Origin of the sequence: Candidatus Sulfotelmatobacter sp., assembly GCA_035504415.1 — a bacterium.
Lineage (GTDB): Bacteria > Vulcanimicrobiota > Vulcanimicrobiia > Vulcanimicrobiales > Vulcanimicrobiaceae > Vulcanimicrobium.
Genome location: DATJRY010000011.1, coordinates 305,869 through 324,250 on the forward strand (window position 1 = coordinate 305,869; position 18,382 = coordinate 324,250).

Below are 18,382 nucleotides of genomic sequence, written 5' to 3' on the forward strand. Positions count from 1 at the left end.
CCGTGCGCGCGGTGACCGCGGCGCAGATGCGCGCGATCGACGCCGCCGCCGTCGCGCGCGAGGGCGAGGTCGCGCTGATGCGCGCTGCCGGCGCCGCGATCGCGCGGCTGATCGACGCGACCGCGCGGGCCGAGGGCGCGGTGGTCGCGCTGGCCGGTCCGGGCAACAACGGCGGCGACGCGTACGCGGCCCTGGCGGCCTACGGCGGGACGCGGCGCCGGCTGGTCTACGCCGACCTGGGGGTCGAAGGCAGTCCGGCGCGGCGCGATGCCCGCTTCCGCGCGCGCATCGCCGGCGTCGAGGAACGCCCGTTCCCGCCCGACCCCTCGGTCTTGCGCGACGCGGCCCTGATCCTCGACGGCCTGCTGGGGGTCAACGCGCGGCTGCCGCTGGATCCCGGCACGGCGGCGCTGGTCGAGGCCGCCACCGCCTCGGGCGCCCCGGTGCTGGCGCTCGACGTGCCGACGGGGATCGATCCGAGCACCGGCGCGGTCGGTTCTCCGGCGATCCGCGCGGCGGCGACCGTCGCCCTGGGCCGCCCGAAGCTGGGCTGCTTCCTCGAGGGCGGGCGGGACGCGACCGGGGCGCTGTGGTGCGCGCCGATCGGGATGCGCGACGCCGACGCCGACGGGATCGACGACCCGCCCAGCGAGGTCCTCGACGACGCGGCCTTCGCCGCGCTGCTCCCGGTCCGCTCGGAGGACGCCGAGAAGCGCAGCGCCGGCGCGCCGTTGATCGTGGCCGGCTCGACCCAATTCCCGGGGGCGGCGGTGCTGGCGGCGATGGGCGCCGCGCGGGCCGGGGCGGGCTACGTCACCGTGGCGGCCCCGGAGGGGGCCGCGGCCGCGCTGCGGGCCCATCTGATCGAGCAAGTCGTCGTCACCTACAAGGAAGACGACCCCGCCGCGGCCGTGCGGACCATCCTCGATTTGACCAACCGCTGCAGCTCGATCGGGATCGGGCCGGGCCTGGGGCTCTCGGACGCCTTCGGCACGATCGTCAACGGCGTGCTGGCCGGCTCGGACCTGCCGGCGGTCGCCGACGCCGGCGCGCTCTTCCACCTCGCCAAGCGCCTGGGCGACTATCGCACTCGCCCGCTCGTGCTCACCCCCCACGCCGGCGAGTTCGCCCGGCTCAGCGGGCAGGGGATGATCGCGCCCGGGCAGCGGCTGGCGCGGCTGCGGGCGTTCGTCAGCGAGCACGGCATCACGACCCTGCTCAAGGGCCGCACGACCGTGATCGGAACGCCGGCGGCGACCTACCTCAATCCGACCGGGACCAGCGCGCTGGCGACGGCCGGGACCGGCGACGTGCTGACCGGGATCGTCGCCACGCTGCTCGCCCAGGGCTGCAGTCCGGCCGACGCGGCGCGGCTCGGCGCCTACTGGCACGGCCGGGCCGGCGCCCGCGCCCAGGCGGCGCGGCCGCGCGGCGTGATCGCTCGCGACGTCGCCGATGCGCTCGGCGCGGCGGCATGCATCGGCCCCACGGACGCGTCGCTCGTTTGCCTCTTCGAGCGTGCCGACGGTGCCGGAACCGTCGCAAAACCTGGCAACCACATGTGAGTCAGCGCGCTCCGTATTTGATAGTCTTTGACGGTATGGTCAAGGTCTCACCCGGCGCCCTGAGCCGAGCGCTCGCCCTGTGCGCACTCTCCGCGTGCGCGCTGACGGCGTGCAGTCACGCGCAACGCGCTCACTCGACGGCCAATGCGGTCGTCCCCGTCATCACCGCCGCGGACGGTACCGTCTCGCCGGTCTCGGAGCTCTCGGGACTGATCGCGCCGCTGCAAAACGTCGGCATCACCTCGTCGCTCTCGGAACCCACCGACGTGATCACCGTCCAAGAAGGCGATCTCGTCCGCAAAGGTCAGGTGTTGGCGCGGCTGGACACGGCCGATCTGGTCGCCGAGTACAACTCGGACATGGCGACCTACAACAGCGACATCGCCAAGGCCGATCAGACCTACGACCAAGCCGGCCTGACCATCATTCAGAACTCGAACACGGTCGATCAAGCGCGCGCCGCGGTCCGCGCCGCGCAGCACACGCTGGCGGTCGACGCGCTCAACCTCAAGCGCGACGCCGAGCTGCTCAAGAACGGCTACGTCGCGCAGCAGACCTACGACCAGCAAGCGCTGACGGTCAAGAACGATCAGGAGACGATCGCGCAAGATCAGGTCACGCTGGCCAACGACGTCAAGCAGGTGCAGGCGAACGGTTCGACCTCGACCGGCTTGCAGGGCGCGACCGTGCAGTCGGCGCGCGCCGCCGCGGAAGCCGCGCTGGCGCAAGCACAGCAGGTGAAGGTCTCGATCTCGAAGGCCGTCATCTACTCGCCGATCGACGGCGTCGTCGTCAACCGCAACCTCAACCTGGGTGAGTATCCCGGCACGCGCCAGATATTCACGCTGCAGGAAACCGATCGCGTCTACGCCGTGCTCAACGGCTCGGGCGGACAGATCGTCGGTATCCGCGCCGGCAGCCCGGTCGCGGTCGAGAGCACGCTCCTGCCGGGCAAGAAGATCTACGGCACGACGGTCGGCGTGCTCAGCCCCGTCCAGCCGGGTGCGACCAACTTCGTCGTCAACGTCGTCATCGACAACGCGCGCAATCTGCTCAAGCCCGGCATGGTGGTGACGGGGCTCGCGCAACTGCCGTCGGCGACCGGCGTGCGCATACCGAGTACGGCGTTTCTGGACACGACCAACTCGACGGTCGAGGTCGTGCGCGACGGCATCGTGCACACCGCGAACGTCCTGCTCGTCGCGCAGGACGACAAGAACGCGGTCGTGCGCGGGCTCCAGCCCGGCACGATCGTGGTCGCCAACGGTCAGTTGGGCTTGTCCGACGGCGAGCCCGTTACCGTGCAGCAGACCGTCGCGGAGAAGTAAGCGCGCATGCTGACCAGCCTTTTCGTCAAGCGCCCGACGCTGGTGTTCGTGCTGCTCGCGCTCATGCTGCTGGCAGGCGCGCTCGCTGCGAGCACGCTCGTCCAGCAACAGTTTCCGAACGTCTCTCAACCGACCGTCAGCATCAACGTGCAGTACCCGGGCGCATCGACGACGGTGATGCGCGACGCCGTCGTCGAGCCCATCGAGAACGCTCTCGCGGGCGCCGCGAACCTGCAGACGACGAGCTCGACGATCCAGCAAGGTCAGGCTTCGATCGTCGCGACGTTCTATATCACGTCCGACGAGAACACCGACCTCACGAACACGCAGACCGCCATCACCCAGGCCGAGCACAACCTTCCGACGTCGATCCAGCCGCCGACGCTGGCCATTCGCGACCCGTCGCAGGCGGTCGTCGTGGTGATCTCGCTCTCGTCCTCGAAGATGACGGCCGGAGAGCTCAACCTGATCGCGACCGGTCGCGTCGTGCCCGACATCGAGCAGATCCCCGACATCTCGAACGTGAGCGTCGGCGGACAGGTCACGCCGGCCTTCGAGGTCGTCGCGAACCCGACCGCGCTCAACGCGTACGGCCTTACGCTGAACGACCTCATCAGCACGGTCGCCGACAACAACCTGCGCGCCCCGGGCGGCATCGCCTACGGCCCGAACCGCGAGACGCAGATCGACATCCGCGGCGACATCGAGACGCCCGAGTCGATCGCCGGGCTGCCGGTTTCGGCCCCCAACGCTCCGGCGAACGCGGCCGCGACGACGGCGGCCGGCACCATCGACCCCTGGACCTCGGCTTCGCAGGTCGTTCGCGTCGGTGACGTGGCGAGCGTCGTCGACGGCTACGAGCCGCGGCGCCAGGTCGCCGCGATCAACGGCATCAACGGCGTCTTCCTGCAGATCCAAAAGTCGTCGACGTCGTCCGAGGTCGACGCCTCGAACCACGTGATCGCCGCCCTCCCGCGCATCGAAGCGCAATTCCCCGACATCAACTTCTCGGTCGTCCACGTCCAGTCGAAGTACACGGCGCAGCAGATCGACAGCGTGATCCGCACCTTGACCGAAGGGATCATCTTGACGGGCATCGTCATGCTGTTCTTCCTCGGCTCGTGGCGCAACGCGATCGTCGTGCTGGTCGCCATCCCGGCCTCGCTGTGCGTCGCGCTGTTCGTCATGAAGATGATGAACCTGACACTCGACACGATCTCGCTGCTCGGCATGACCTTGGTCGTCGGCATCCTGGTCGACGACTCGACGGTCGTGCTCGAGAACATCGAGCGCCACTTCGAGCTGGGACAGTCGCCGGCCGAAGCCGCGGTCAGCGGCCGAACCGAGATCGGGACGGCGGCCGTCGTCATCACCCTAGTCGACGTGGTCGTGTTCTTGCCGATCGCGTTCCTGCAGGGACAGGTCGGCCGCAACCTGGCCGAGTTCGGCATCGTGGTCGTCATCTCGACGCTGACCTCGCTGTTCGTCTCGTTCACGATCACACCGAGCCTCGCCGGCAACTGGGCGCTCAAGTCGCACTGGAAGCCGCCGTTCTTCATTCGCGCCTTCGAGCGCGGCTTCAGCAACGTGCGCTCCTGGTACGCGCACAAGGTGTTGCCGTGGGGGCTCTCTCATCGCGTGATCGTCGTCGCGGTCTGTGCCGCCTCGTTCGTGTTCGCGATGTCGTTGGTCCCGCTGGGCATCGTCGGCTCGACGTTCATCCCGCCGGTCGACCGCGGCGAGATCTTCATGCAAATCACCTATCCCGTCGGGACGCCGCTGGCGACGACCTCGCAGGCGGTGTTCACGCTCGAGCGCGCGATCCGTCGGTATCCCGACATCGACGCCGACACGGCGGTGGCGGGCGGCTACTCCTCGCCGTTCGGGGGCTTCCTGGTCCAAGGCAACGTCGGGCAGGTCCACCTGTTCTTGGACGACGACCGGCGCCATTCGACGAACTACTGGGTCAGCCAATACACGAAGCTCGCTCACAAGGTCTTGCCGGACGCGAACGTCGTGGTCATCCCGGCGACGGGCACCGGCGGCGGCAACGCGCAGCCCGTCGACGAGCTCGTCACCGACGTCTCGGGCGGCGACCCCACCCCGTACGCGGAAAAAGTCTATCAAGCACTGGTTCAGACGCCGGGAGCGACGAACGTCTACAGCGCCGCATCGCAGCTCACCCCGCAGGTGGAGCTGCGCTTCGACCGCGCCCGCGCCCGCGCGCTCAACGTGAGCATCGGGAACGCCGCCACGGCGGCCGAAGCCGCGTTCGGCGGCGCCATCGCCACCCAGTTCAACACGCCCGACGGCCTCGAGCAGGTCCAAGTCATCTATCCGCTCGAGGACCAGTCACAGCTCTCGGCGATCTCGGAGATCCCGGTTCGCGCGACCAACGGGAGCGTCGTCCACTTGGGCGACTTCTCGACCTTCGTTTGGACCCCGGCGCCGCCGCTGATCACGCGCGTGGATCGCAACAGCGTCGTCGACATCAGCTCGAACGTCGCGCCCGGCGAGTCGCTCTCGAACGTCCAGAAGGCGTTCACGGCGCGCGTCAAGGCGCTCAACCTGCCCAAGAACATCATCGTGCGGCCGCGTCCGCTGGGTCAGCAAGATCTGATGGGTCAGACCCTCGAGGGCCTGGGCGGCTCGCTGATCCTCTCGGTCGTCCTGGTGTTCTTGCTGATGGTCGCGCTCTACAACAGCTATCGCTCGCCGCTGATCATCTTGTTCTCGGTCCCGGTGGCCGCGTTCGGCGCGCTCGGCGCGCTGGCGATCACGCGCGGGACGCTCAACTTGTTCTCGCTGATCGGGACGATCTTGCTGGTCGGGATCGTGACCAAGAACGGCATCCTGCTGGTCGACTACGCGAACACGCTGCGCGAGCGCGGCCGTTCGAAGCTCGACGCGATCAAGGAGAGCGCGTTCACCCGGTTCCGCCCGATCATCATGACGTCGATCTCGGTCGTGGCCGGCAACTTCCCGCTGGCGCTGGCGCTCGAGCCGGGCTCGGAAGTGCGATCCAGCCTGGGCGTCGTCGTCATCGGCGGCATCCTCAGCTCGCTGGTACTCACGCTGGTGCTGGTGCCGGTCATGTACATGTACTTGGCGCCCGAGCACTTCCACGGCAGCCACCACATCGAGTCGACCGACGACGACGGCGACGGGCGCCACGTCGTACCGCACGGCATCGTCGACGGACACGGGACGCTGCCCGCGCGGGCCTGACGCCAGGGCGCGAAACGCGCGGTAGCGGTCCCTTCGCACCCCGGCGCTCGCCCGCCGGGGTGCGACTTTTTTCGCATCCCCACGACCAGGCTGCTAAGTCTAGGTTAACCTCACGCTCGGCCTATCGGAGGGCGCTAAAGCGAGCCAAATCACAGCCCGATCCTCCTAACACGGGGTGTGCCTTCCCCCTCCCCTTCCTTTGGATTGCTTCGCGAAAGGAATCGCACGTGAGGAAAGTAGCGGCCGCACTCGGCGCGCTCACCATCGCCGCCACCGTGAGTGCCGTCCCCGCCGGGGCCGCCACGCAGACCGGTGCGGTGAAGTTCGGTTGGACCATCCCGGCGGCGTTCACCGCCCATTTGGCGTCCGACTACAAGACCGCTCAGTCCGCCTTCGCGACGGGCACGGGCACCATCCAGACCAGCACCAGCGCCGGCTCGGGCACCTGCACGACCCCGGCGACGGACGCGTACAACAGTTACACGCTCACCTTCGGCACGGTCACGCCGGGCACGGGTGCGACGGGCTGTAACTACCAGAACGCGATCGGCATCTCGGTCAACACGAACGACGCGGCCGGCTATCAGGTCTACGAGTCGCTCGACGTGACCGCCGCGCCGGCCAACTACGGCATCTGCGTCTACACGGACGGCGCGACCGCGACCGCGACGACGCCGGCCTCGACCAACGGCACGGCGCCCGGCGCCGCGACCTTCAACGCCGGCGGCGTCGCCACGGCGTGCGCCGGCTCGGGCACGCTGCTCGGCCCGGCCTCCGGCACGGTCACCAACCCGGGCGTCGGCGGCGACGTCGGCTCGGCCGGCAGCGCGACCGCGACGGGACTGCCGACGACGGCGGTGTGGACGGTGGCCGCCGGCACGCCGGCGACCGGGACGAACTTCTACGGTGAAGACGTCCAGCTGGACATTCCGACGGCGGCGCCGTCGGTGACCAACGCCGCGCACGCGATCATCGTCTACTTCGTCCCCGGATAACCCGACGATGCGCGTACCCGCGCGACGAGTGGCGATCCTGAGCGCGGCGGTGGCCGCCGCGCTCACGGTCGCGCCTGCGTACGCGGACCTGAGCCTCGATATCCAGCCGGCTCGCTACGAGATCGAAGCCGCGCCGGGCACGAGTAAGACGGTTCCCATCACCATTCGCAACGTCGGCACCGGCGCGACCCACGTCGTCGCGGCGATGGCCGACTACGTCCTCTCCGAGGACGGCAAAGCCAGCTTCCCGACCTCCGGCACGAACCGGTACTCGTCCGGCAAGTGGGGGTCGGTCAACCCGCGCGAGTTCGACCTGCAGCCGGGCGCCTTCGAACAGATTCGCTACACGGTCAGCGTCCCGGCCAACGCGCACGGTGAGTACGCGACCCTGATCTTCTTCACGACGCGTCCGCCCCGCAAGCCGGGCGGCTTCGGCTTGACCGAGCGCGTCGCGGCGCGCATGTACGTCGTCACGCCCGACGGGGGAAATCCCAACGGCGCGGTGACCGACGTCAGCTCGCAGCCGCAGACCCTGGGCCGCCGCTACGCGGTCGCCTTCAAGAACGAAGGCGACATGCACGTCTACATCAACGGCCACGTCGACGTCGCGCAAGGCGGCACCGTGGTCGACCGCGTCACGCTGCCCAAGGACGTGCTCGTCGAGCGCGGCGGCAAGCGCATCGTCTCGGCCGACGGCAAGACGTTACCGCCCGGCACCTACACCGCCACCGCGGTGATCGACTACGGCGGTGCCTCGCGCGTCGCCGGAAGGACGGCGTTCGTCGTCCACTGATGATGTTCTCGCCGCGCCGTCTGTTGGGGCTGCTCGCCGTGCTCGCGTTCGCCGCGGGCGCGCGCCCTGCCGCAGCCACGACGACCACCGTGTACGGCAGCGGCAACCCGATCGTCGAGTGGAACCAGGCGACGACCGGGACGCTCAACCTCTACCCCAACTACAGCACGACGACCGGCCAGACCAACGTCTCGGGGATCGGCAGCATCGTCGCCGCGTCGAACGCGGCCTTCACCGGCGGCGCGGGCTGCACGGCCTCGCCCGCGCAGACCTCCAACATCATCGACTTCTCCGACGTTTACGCGCCCGCGGCCGGCAAGACGACCGGCTGCGACTACAAGAACGCGCTCTCGATCGGCGTGACGACCAACGACACCAACGGCTGGAACGTCACCGAGCTGCTGCAGCTCGGTCCGGGCGCCGGGATCTACCTGTGCGGGATCCCCAACGGCACGATGTACACGGGCACGCCCAGCGCGGCGTCGCCGATGACCGGCAGCAGCGCGACGACGACCTCCGCCTCGATCAACGAGACGACCTGCGCGGGCACCGGTCAGCTGACGATCGGCGCCGGCAGCGCGACGCCGACGGCGCAGACGATCATCGCGACCAACACCGGCAGCGGCACCTTCTACATGGGCCAAGACGTCCTGATGCTGCTGACCAACACCACCTACGCCTCCGGCGCGTACAGCGACACGATGACCGTGACGCTGACGATGAACTAGGCCGATGCTGCGCACGCGCTTCGCGACGACGCTCGCTCTGACGGCGCTGATCGTGGCCCCGGCCGCGGCCCAAGGCCCCGGGAGCACCGGCCTGTCGGTCACGCCCGGCAAGGTCGACATCACCGTCGCGGCCGCCGGCACCTACAACGTCCCGCTGACGGTGCGCAACAACGCCCCCACGCCCACGCACGTCGTCGTCAGCCTGGACGACTTCCGGCTCGACGAAGGCGGCAACTACGCCTACGTGCCGGCCGGCAGCCGGACCGATTCCGACGCCCGCTGGCTGGCGGTGAACCCGCGCGAGTTCGACGTGGCGGCGGGCGCGTTCCAACAAGTGCAGCTGACGCTGAGCGTTCCGCGCGCGCCGCTGACCGGCGAATACGCCGGCGCGCTGCTGGTCCAGACGCGCCAGGCGCGGCGCAGCGGCGGCCTGACGTTCTCGGCACGCATCGCGACCAAGGTCTACGCCACGATCGACGGCACGGCGCACCCGCAGGCCGCCGTCACCGGGCTGAGCGCGACGCAGGACGAGCACGGGATGCGCTATCACCTCGCGTTCCGCGACACCGGCAACACGCATCTTTACGTCAAAGGGCGGATCGAGGTCCGGCGCGGTGAAGCGCTGGTCCAGACGCTCGCGCTCCCGGCCTCGATGCTCGTCGAGCGCGGCGGTGAGCGCACGATCGAATTGAGCGGCGCGCGGCTCGCGCCCGCCTTGTACGAAGTCGTCGCAATTCTCGACTACGGTGGCGCGACGCGAACCGGTGGGAGGATCCGTTTCGATGCGCGTTAGATCCGCACTCGTCGTCTTGGCGGCGCTGACCGCGGTGACGAGCGCCGCGTTCGCCGCGCCGTTCTCCGAGCTGGTGCAGCCCGCGATGCGCGCGCTGCCCACGACCGTCCGCGCGACGCCCACCGCCTCGCCGTCGGCCTCGCCCGCGGCCAAGACGGGGTGGACGAACGGTGCGCGTCCGCTGCCGCCGCTTCCGCCGATGCCCAAGGGCACCTCGAAGATCCGCCGCATCCGTTCGGCCAACGGCGCCTGCATCGAGTTCTCGTTCGAGAGCAACGCCTGCGTCGACAACGGCAACGCGAGCGAGAACTTCACCGCCGGCTCGAACATCACGTGGCAGGCGATCAAGCTGCCGGCGACGACCGCGGTCTACAAGGACTACGTGCTCACGCCGACCAACGGCGGCGCGCCGACGGCGATCTCGACGACCGCGTACGCCGGGCCGACCGGCACGAGCCACACGCAGACCGGCGTCACCAACGGCATCTACGTCTTCGCGGTCCTCAACACGTCGACCAACAACTGGGACGACATCGCCTACGTGCTGGTCGGCTCGCCGGTCGCGATCGAGACCTACACCGACGGCTCGCTCTCCTCGAAATCGCAGAACTTCACCACCAGCGCCAGCGGCGCCGCGACCGTCTACATCGCGGCGACCGGGCTCAACGCGACCGACTCGTACGCGATCGGCATCGAGGACCAGATCACCGGCAAGTGCGTCTACACCGCGCCGGCGTCGGCCCAGACGACCACGCCCTCGACGCTGTGTCAGCTCGGCAGTACCGCGGTGACCGGCACCAACCCCAACGGCAACGGCACGCTGGTGGCCAACTGGGGTCTCACGCTCCAAACCTATCCGACGGTGCCCTTCCAGGACACCTACATGGTCACGGTCTACGATCAGACCGCGAACCAGCGCGTCGCGACGCGGCTGTTCGCCGTCATCGACGGCCGCACGACGGGCAGCACCGGACGGATCAACCTGCAGTTCGTCAACAACGTCGGCACGACGTCGGGCGCCTCGCATCAGCGCATCGCGTGGAACGGTACCGCGACCTCGGTCGACGACCCCAGTCAGACGTACATGAACCTCGAGTTCGGCGCCAGCGGCTTGCCTTCGGGCGACACCGACAACCTGGTGCTGGCGATCACCGACCCGACCGGCAACGTCATGAAAGAGACGACGACGACCGAGAACTACGGGACGACGATCATCACGCCCAGCTACAACCAGTGGGCGCTCCCGACCGAGACGCTGCCGTTCGAGCAGGCCTTCCCCGGCAGCACCTGGGAGGCGACGATCTACGACTCGGTGTCCAAGCAGATGGTCGCGGCGCAGTCGTTCCAGGTGCTGGGCTACTCGGGCAGCGTGCTGTTCCAGAACCCGACCGCCGCCTCGACCGTCATCCCGACCTCGCCCGGCTACGTGACGACCTCGCTGGCGTTCACCAACACCAGCGATCAGACGTTCGGCACCAACAACGGCGACCCGCTGGTCGAGTTCTACGCGACGACCGCGGCCAGCGCGAACAAGCTGACCAAGATCACCTTGCTGGCGCCGGGGTCGAGTACCACCTGCACGCCGGCGTCGGGCGCGCCTTGCAGCGGCACCTACGCCGACACGTCGGGCAACGCGTGGACGGCCAGCGTCGCGTGCGGCACCTGCGGCACCAACGCGGACTACACGATCACGGTCACGCCGGTCTCGGCCTCGACGGTGATGAAGCCCGGCTCGTCGGTCACCGTGAGCGGACTGACGTTCTACGGCACCTCGTGCACGACCAACTACGGCTGCGTCTTCGAGTCCGCGGTCGTGCCGCAGGACGCGATCGTCGCCGGCACGCTCTCGGGCGGCACCGACGTCTCCAACCCGTTCGTGCTCACCAATCAAGCCGGCGGCGACACCGCGACCGGGTCGGCATGGCTGGCGGGCTATTACGACTCCGGGGGTGCCTGGCACGCCAACCAGGACGCCGGCTACACGCCGCGCTTCAATCAGGCCACGATGGCGCTCAACAACCCGTTCACCAGCGCCGCCTCGAAGCTGGTCTTCGCCTACAAGGTCAACGACACGTCGACCGAGACGATTCAGATCTTCGACCTGCTGCTGCCTTCGGGGATGCCGGAGAGCACGGTCGCGGTCGACTCGCACTCGCCCAACGCCGCGACCATCACGACCAACGGATACTGCGACGGCATCCCGCGCGCCACCATCTGCGTGACGCCCTCGACCACCATCGCGGCCGGCACCTCGCAAACGTTCTACTTCTCGATCACGCCGCCGTCGACGTCGTTCTCGTACACCGACCTGGTCGGAACGCTGATCCAGACCAGCTACGACGGATACGCCGTCTTCCCGGTGACGATCACGCCGTCCGGCACCAACACGACCTTCATCGGCAGCCCGACGTCGGTCGACTCGACGGCGCTCGCCGCGTACTCGCTCAACGGGGCGCTGATGGTCGGCCAGGTGACGCCGGGCAGCGTCGGCACCAACACGACCAACACGCTGGACTTCAACTTCCGCAACACCGCCGCCGGTGCCGATCCGTTCCCCGATGAGATCGACTTCGTCGCGTTGCAGATACCGTATCAAACCTACGCCACGTTCCCGACCGCCTGCGGCGCGCTGACGGTCTCGACGACGGGCTGGTCGTGCCTGTCCGTGAGCAGCGGCACCGGCCAGCCGACGACCTACTACTTCGGCCAGTGCTCGCAGCAGGTCTCACCGCTGCCGACGCTGCCGGCCAGCTCGACGAGCTTCGGTTCCGACAACCTGACCGTCTGCCCGTTCTCGACGCAGAACGAGCCGTACTCGTTGACCTCGGGCAGCATCTTGAACGTCAGCATCCCGGTCACCACCGGGAGCGCGTCGACGGGAACGCCGATCACCATCAGCAGCTGGGGCCACGGCGCGACGACCGACGCCTGGACGACGCCGGTCAACTCGACGCTCTCGGTGCAGCCGAGCGCGGCGGCCGGCGTCGGCTTCTCCGAGATCAGCAACGTGTCGGGGACGCTGGTTCCGATCACCCCCGGCACGCAGCCCTCGATCGCCGGCAACTACAACGCGACCACCGGCAACACGTACGTCTACACGATCAAGAACACCGGCAACGTCGCCATCACCAGCGCGGTCATCGCGATCCCCGGCGAGGACACGACCGGCTCCAACGGCGCCGACTCGAGCGGTGTGATCTGGAAGATCACCGCCGCGCCCACCCTGACGATGTCCTCGACGGGCACCGCCGACGGCTGCACCGAGACGTACGCCAACCCGACCAGCGGCACCGCGACCAACGGCAACATCACGATCACGTGCCCGTCCGGCGTGTTCACGCAGGGCAACACGCTGAGCGTGCAGTTCACCGCGCTGGCGCCCGACAAGATCAACTCGACCTACAACTTCCCGGCGACGATCAACGGCTCGACGACGGCGGCGACCTCGAACTGGTACGCCGACACGCAGATCCTCATCGCGCTCTCGGCCAACGTCGCGGTCGCGGTCAATGGCTCGGCCTCGTGCGCCGGCGTCACGCTGACGCCGGCGACGCTGACCGTCAACTTCGGCACCGTGCCGGCCAGCACGAACCGGAACTGCGCCGACGCGATGATCGTCACCGTCACCACCGACGCCTCGGACCCGACCAACTGGACGCTCTACGCGTCGGTCGACGCCAACCCGTCGCGCACCGGCGCCGGTTCGGCCAACGAGCTGAACCTGGAGACCGACAGCACCAACTCGACCGGCGCGACGACGGTGCCGTGCCCGACCAGCATCACGCCGCCGTGCATGGCATACGACAACACCGCCGCCTACACGCCGGTGCTGCTGACCTCCACCGGCAGCGGAACGCGCCTGGCGTACACCACCCAAGGCGGGACCGGCGACGACACCAACCCGATCAAGATCTACGTGAACTATCAGGTCAGCATCGGCACCGAGACGGTGCCGCCGACCGGCCACCAGCAGACGATCACGTACACGTGGATCGCGAATTGACGTGAACCTGCGGGCGGCTTGCCGCGCGCTGGGGCTGACCCTGATCGGCACCGCCGCCATCTCCTTCGCCACCGATCTCGCGCTGTCGGCCGACGCGCCTCCCACTCCGACACCGTCTCCCTCGCCCTCCGCGAGTGCGAAGCCCGCCGCGCATGGCGGCCCGGTCGCGATCGGCGTCACCGGAAACCTCAACCTGGGACAACAGGTGAACAGCGGACTGGCCGGCGCGCAAGAGAGCTCGACCGGCGACGCCGGCGCGGTGATCGACCTGCGCCGCTCGACGCCGACGACGTCGACCGACGTGCAGATCCCGGCCGTCATCGGAGCGGGCAGCGGGATCTCGCAGGCGACGGCCGAGTACGACACGCCGCGCGAGAGCCTCTTGTACGGACCGCAACAGGTCGGCGGGCTCGGCCTCGTGCCGGCCGGTTCGACGACGCGCGGGCCGGCGTTGCTGCTGCCGCGCCGCCACGGCGACGTGACCTTCTACGCCGGCGCGCTCGAAGGCACGCCCTCGTACCTGGTCAAGGGCGTACGACTGCGCTCGATCGGCACCGCCGGCTACGCGACGCTGGCCGCCTACGATGCGACCACCGCGGACGGCGGACGCGTCGACGGCGTGCTGGCCGGTTTCGCCACCCGTCCGGGACGGGTGAGCGCACAGCTCGAGTTGGGCTTCGAGAAGAACCAGGGCCTGGGCGACGGCCTCGACGGCATCCGCATCCCCGACGGGACCGGCTTCGCGATGGAAGGCCGCGTCGACGACGGCGGCTCGCACAATTACTGGAGCCTCGACCTGCGCGACCTCTCGCCGAACTACGTCTCGCTGGGGGGCGTCTCGCAGGACGATCGCTACGCGGCGCTCTCGTACCGCACCTCGTTCACCGGCGGCTCGATGACGGCGACGGTCGAACGGGACCGGACGGGCGGCATCGGCGGCGTCGACGACACGCAGCAGACCTCGGTCTCGCTGCAGGAGCCGTTCGCCAAGAGCGGCTCGGCGATGCTCTCGCTGCAGAACCAGAGCTCGCTCGACGCCGGCAGCGGGAAGACGTGGAGCGGCGACGCGACGCTCGACCTCACCCTGCCGGTCCACAGCTCGACGTTCAACGGCGGCATCACCGCCAGCCGCACGACCGCGACGATCGGCGGAACGGTCGGCTCCGTCTCCTACGATCTCGGCTTCGCCCATGCGTTCCCGGCCTTCGCGCTGCAAGCGCTGGCCTCGGTCGACCGCGAGACCTCGCTGGCCGGCCCGGACCTGGCGACCACGGCCAGCCTCGGCGTCTCGCGCACGCACGGCAAGACCGCGCTGAGCGTGACCTTCCAGGGCGAGCGCCAGTTCACGCCGGAATCGGCGGCCGCGATCTTCGGTCCGACCATTACCGTCACGCGCCGCATCTCGCCGTCGGTCAGCCTGTCGGTCGACGCGATCCTCCAACAGCGTCACGATCCGTTGCAGCCGGCGACCAACGGGCGCACGACGCAGTTCGGCTTCTCGCTGGGCGCGCCGTTCGCATTCGGCAACGGGATCGTCACCGGCCGCGCCGACCCGCACCTGCCGGGCGCGATCGTCGGCGTCGTGCAGACCGCCGTCAGCTCCTCGCCGCTGTTCGCGCCGCAGAACGGCGCGCCGACGATCGGCGCCGCCAACGTCGCGGTCGTGCTCGACGGCCAGCAAACGGTGCGCACCGACGTGCAGGGGCGCTTCGCGTTCCGCTTCGTGACCGCCGGCGTCCATCAGATCACCATCGATCCGGCCAGCTTACCGCGCGGCGAACAGGCCGCGAGCCCGATCACGACCATCTCGCTGGCCGGCGGACAGCAGGCGCAGCTGGTGCTCGGCATCGGCGCGTACGGCTCGATCATCGGTACGGTCGCGGCCGGTACGACGCCGATCCCCGGCGTCGTCGTGCTGCTCGACGGCTCGGCGCGCGCGACGTCGGACGCGCACGGCCAGTTCGCGTTCGGTGCGCTGAGCGCGGGCGCGCACACCGTGGCGGTGGTGCCGGAGTCGTTCCCCGCCACCTACGGCGGCGTCGACAACCCCAAACAGAGCGTCAACGTCATCATCGGCGATATCAGCCACGTCGCGTTCACGGCCGCGCCGCTGGCATCGGTGGGCGGCAAGGTCGTCTTCGATCACGAGCACGGCGACGGCGGGGTCGAGAACGCCTACGTCGTGGCCGAACCCGGCGAGCACGCCGGCATCACCGACGCCGACGGCAGCTTCTTGCTCGACAACCTGCCGCCGGGCTCGTACACGCTGAGCGTCGATCCCGAGACGCTCTCGGCGGGGCTCGGCGTCGTCTCCGACGCGCAGGTGCCGGTGACGCTGGCCGGCGGCGCGCATCTCGACGGCATCGTCTTCACCGTCGGCGAGGGCGACAAGGGCGTCGTGTTCACCTTCAAGGGCAACGACACCAGCGTCGTCACCGTGCGCGCGCTGGTCAAACGGCTGCCGCCCGGCGGCACGACGTCGATCGCGGTGACGACGACGCAACCGGCCGACAAGGTCGTCGCGCAGCCGTTCGGCGCCAGCGTTCCGCTGACGTATCACAGCGCCACGCACACCTGGACCGGGACGATCCACGTGCCCGCGACCGCGCGGGCCGGCAAAGCCACCGTCGTCGTCGAGGCCTCCGGCAAAGTCGGCGGGACCGGCGAGATCGAGATCACCGTCGATCCCGCGCTGCCGATCGCGAGCTTCGCGCTCTCGCCGCCCAACCCGCAGAAGGGCCAGTACGTCCACGTGCGCGCGCACCTGCTGGTCGACGCGCACGCCGGCGACACCATCGTCTGGCAGGACGGTTCCGCGACCAAACTGCCGAATCCGCGCTCGGGACGCTACTTCGAGTTCGACGTCAAGGTCACGTCACTGCCGTTCACCGGCACGCTCGAGACCAGCGACGGCGGCCACCTCCCCATCACCCTAGTCAAGTAGGGTGCGCAGGCCGTCTTCGTCGAGGATCTCGATGCCGAGCTGTTCGGCTTTTTGCAGCTTGGTGCCGGCTTCGTCGCCGGCCACGACGTAGTTGGTCTTCTTCGAGACCGCCGAGCTGACTTTGCCGCCGGCGGCGACGATCAGATCCGTCGCCTGCTCGCGGGTGAGCGTCGGGAGCGTCCCGGTCAGCACCAGCGTCTTGCCGGCCAGCACGCCGACCGGTTCGCGCGGCCGCAGCGGCGCGGTGACGTCGACGCCGGCTTCCTTGATGCGGCGGATCATCGCGCGGTTGGGTTCTTGGGCGAAGAACAGCGCGACGCTGCGCGCGATCTGCTCGCCGACGCCTTCGCTGCGCAGCAGCTCTTCTTCGCTCGCCGCCGCCAGCGCGTCGAGCGTGCCGAAGTCGCCGGCTAAGATGGCGGCGTTCTGCGCACCGACGTACCGGATCCCCAGGCCGAACAGCAAGCGCGCCAAACCGCGCCGCTTGGACGCCGCGATCGCGGCCAGCACGTTGGCCGCCGACTTCTCCGCCAGGCGCGGCAGGGTGAGCAGTTGTTCTTCGCTCAGCGCGTACAAGTCGCTCGCGTCGCGGACCAGCCCGGCGTCGACCAGCGCCGCCGAGAGCTGGTCGCCGACGCCTTCGATGTCCATCGCGCCGCGCGAGCAGAAGTGCCGGATGCGTTCGACCAGCTGCGCTGGACAGGTCGCGTTGGTGCAGCGCGCCATCGCCTCGCCCTCGGGCCGGTCGACGTCGGCGCCGCAGACGGGACAGCGGGTCGGCAAGGTGTACGCGGGCGGCTTGCCGCGCCGCAGCTCGAGCACCGGGCCCACGACCTGCGGGATGACGTCGCCGGCGCGCCGCACCACCACGACGTCGCCGACCCGGATGTCCTTGCGCCGGATGTCGTCCTCGTTGTGCAGCGTCGCGTTGGTGACGGTCACGCCGCCCAGGCGCACCGGCTCGAGCACGGCGTACGGGTTGAGCGTGCCGGTGCGCCCGACGTTGACCTCGATCGCGAGCAGCTTCGTGCGCGCCTCGCGCGCGCGGAACTTGAACGCCGTGGCCCAGCGCGGATCTTTGCCGACGCTGCCGAGCTGCGCTTGCAGTGCCAGGTCGTCGACCTTGACGACGACGCCGTCGATCTCGTAGTCGAGCGTGTCGCGCTCGTCTTCCCAGCGCTGGGTGAAGGCGACGACCTCGGCGATGGACGCGCAGCGCGTCGCGTGCTCGTTGACCCGAAAGCCGAGCGCGCGCAGATACGCGAGCAGCGCGCTCTGCGTGCGCGGCGGATCGTCGGCGTCGATCTCGCCGACCGCGTAGGCGTAGAACGAGAGCAGCCGCTCCGCGGTCGCCTTCGGGTCGAGCTGGCGGATACCGCCGGCCGCGGCGTTGCGCGGGTTCGCGAACGGCTGCAGGCCGCGCTCCTCGCGCTCGGCGTTGAGGCGCGCGAAGTCGCTCTTGCGCATGTACGCCTCGCCGCGCACGTCGATGTGGCGCGGACGCCGCTTGGCCTCGCCGCGCAGCGTGAGCGGGATCGAACGGATGGTGCGCAGGTTGGCGGTGACGTCCTCACCGACGTTGCCGTCGCCGCGGGTGCCGCCGGCGCGCAAGCTGCCCTCGTCGTAGCGCAACGAGACCGCCAGCCCGTCGATCTTCAGCTCGCACGTATAGGCGACGTCGCCCTCGATCGCGCCCAGCTTGCGCACGCGCGCGTCGAACGCGAGCAGCTCGGCCTCGTCGAAGGCGTTGGCCAGCGAGAGCATCGGCCGGGAGTGCTCGTAGGGTGGAAAGCCGCCGGCCGGCGTGCCCCCGACCCGCTGGGTCGGCGAGTCGGGCGTCTGCAGCTCGGGGTGGGCCAGCTCGAGGTCGAGCAGCTCGCGCAAGAGCGCGTCGTAGTCGGCGTCGGCCAGCTGCGGATCGTCGAGGACGTGGTAGCGGTAGTTCGCCTCGTCGAGCTGCGCGCGCAGCGCGGCGGCGCGCGCGGTGTCGGCTTTCGAAGCCACG

General features: G+C 69.6%; 10 protein-coding genes. 9 read left to right on the forward strand and 1 reads right to left on the reverse strand.

What is annotated here, in order from left to right; all coding sequences use genetic code 11:
- Positions 1 to 2: 2 nt before the first annotated feature.
- The 9 genes from VMD91_07880 to VMD91_07920 all read left to right on the forward strand — a co-directional run bounded on the left by VMD91_07880 (position 3) and on the right by VMD91_07920 (position 16,377).
- Entirely contained in the window at positions 3 to 1,565 is a 1,563-nt protein-coding gene (locus VMD91_07880; protein HTW83967.1) for an NAD(P)H-hydrate dehydratase, read from the forward strand.
- Between the two features lie 35 nt (positions 1,566 to 1,600).
- The gene (locus tag VMD91_07885; protein HTW83968.1) at positions 1,601 to 2,893 is read left to right on the forward strand and encodes an efflux RND transporter periplasmic adaptor subunit; all 1,293 of its coding nucleotides are present in this window, start codon (positions 1,601 to 1,603) and stop codon (positions 2,891 to 2,893) included.
- A 6-nt stretch (positions 2,894 to 2,899) separates the two neighbouring features.
- Positions 2,900 to 6,121, forward strand: a complete 3,222-nt coding sequence (locus VMD91_07890) for an efflux RND transporter permease subunit (protein ID HTW83969.1) — start codon at positions 2,900 to 2,902, stop codon at positions 6,119 to 6,121.
- 227 nt (positions 6,122 to 6,348) lie between these two features.
- On the forward strand, positions 6,349 to 7,116 hold the full coding sequence (locus VMD91_07895) for a hypothetical protein (GenBank protein HTW83970.1): 768 nt from the start codon (positions 6,349 to 6,351) through the stop codon (positions 7,114 to 7,116).
- A gap of 7 nt (positions 7,117 to 7,123) precedes the next feature.
- Positions 7,124 to 7,909 carry a hypothetical protein gene (locus tag VMD91_07900; GenBank protein ID HTW83971.1) on the forward strand — a complete coding sequence of 262 codons (786 nt, stop codon included), beginning with the start codon at positions 7,124 to 7,126 and terminating at the stop codon, positions 7,907 to 7,909.
- Positions 7,909 to 8,637, forward strand: a complete 729-nt coding sequence (locus VMD91_07905; protein HTW83972.1) for a hypothetical protein — start codon at positions 7,909 to 7,911, stop codon at positions 8,635 to 8,637. The genes VMD91_07900 and VMD91_07905 overlap by 1 nt, the downstream gene beginning before the upstream one ends.
- Before the next feature lie 4 nt (positions 8,638 to 8,641).
- Entirely contained in the window at positions 8,642 to 9,430 is a 789-nt protein-coding gene (locus VMD91_07910; protein ID HTW83973.1) for a hypothetical protein, read from the forward strand.
- Entirely contained in the window at positions 9,420 to 13,433 is a 4,014-nt protein-coding gene (locus tag VMD91_07915; protein HTW83974.1) for a hypothetical protein, read from the forward strand. Before VMD91_07910 ends, VMD91_07915 begins: the two co-directional genes overlap by 11 nt.
- 1 nt (position 13,434) lies before the next feature.
- Entirely contained in the window at positions 13,435 to 16,377 is a 2,943-nt protein-coding gene (locus VMD91_07920; protein HTW83975.1) for a hypothetical protein, read from the forward strand.
- Here VMD91_07920 and ligA read toward each other — a convergent pair.
- Positions 16,366 to 18,381 (reverse strand): NAD-dependent DNA ligase LigA, encoded by a 2,016-nt coding sequence (gene ligA, locus VMD91_07925; protein ID HTW83976.1) that lies wholly within the window; start codon positions 18,379 to 18,381, stop codon positions 16,366 to 16,368. The two genes, VMD91_07920 and ligA, sit on opposite strands and share 12 nt — an antisense overlap.
- Position 18,382: the final 1 nt, after the last annotated feature.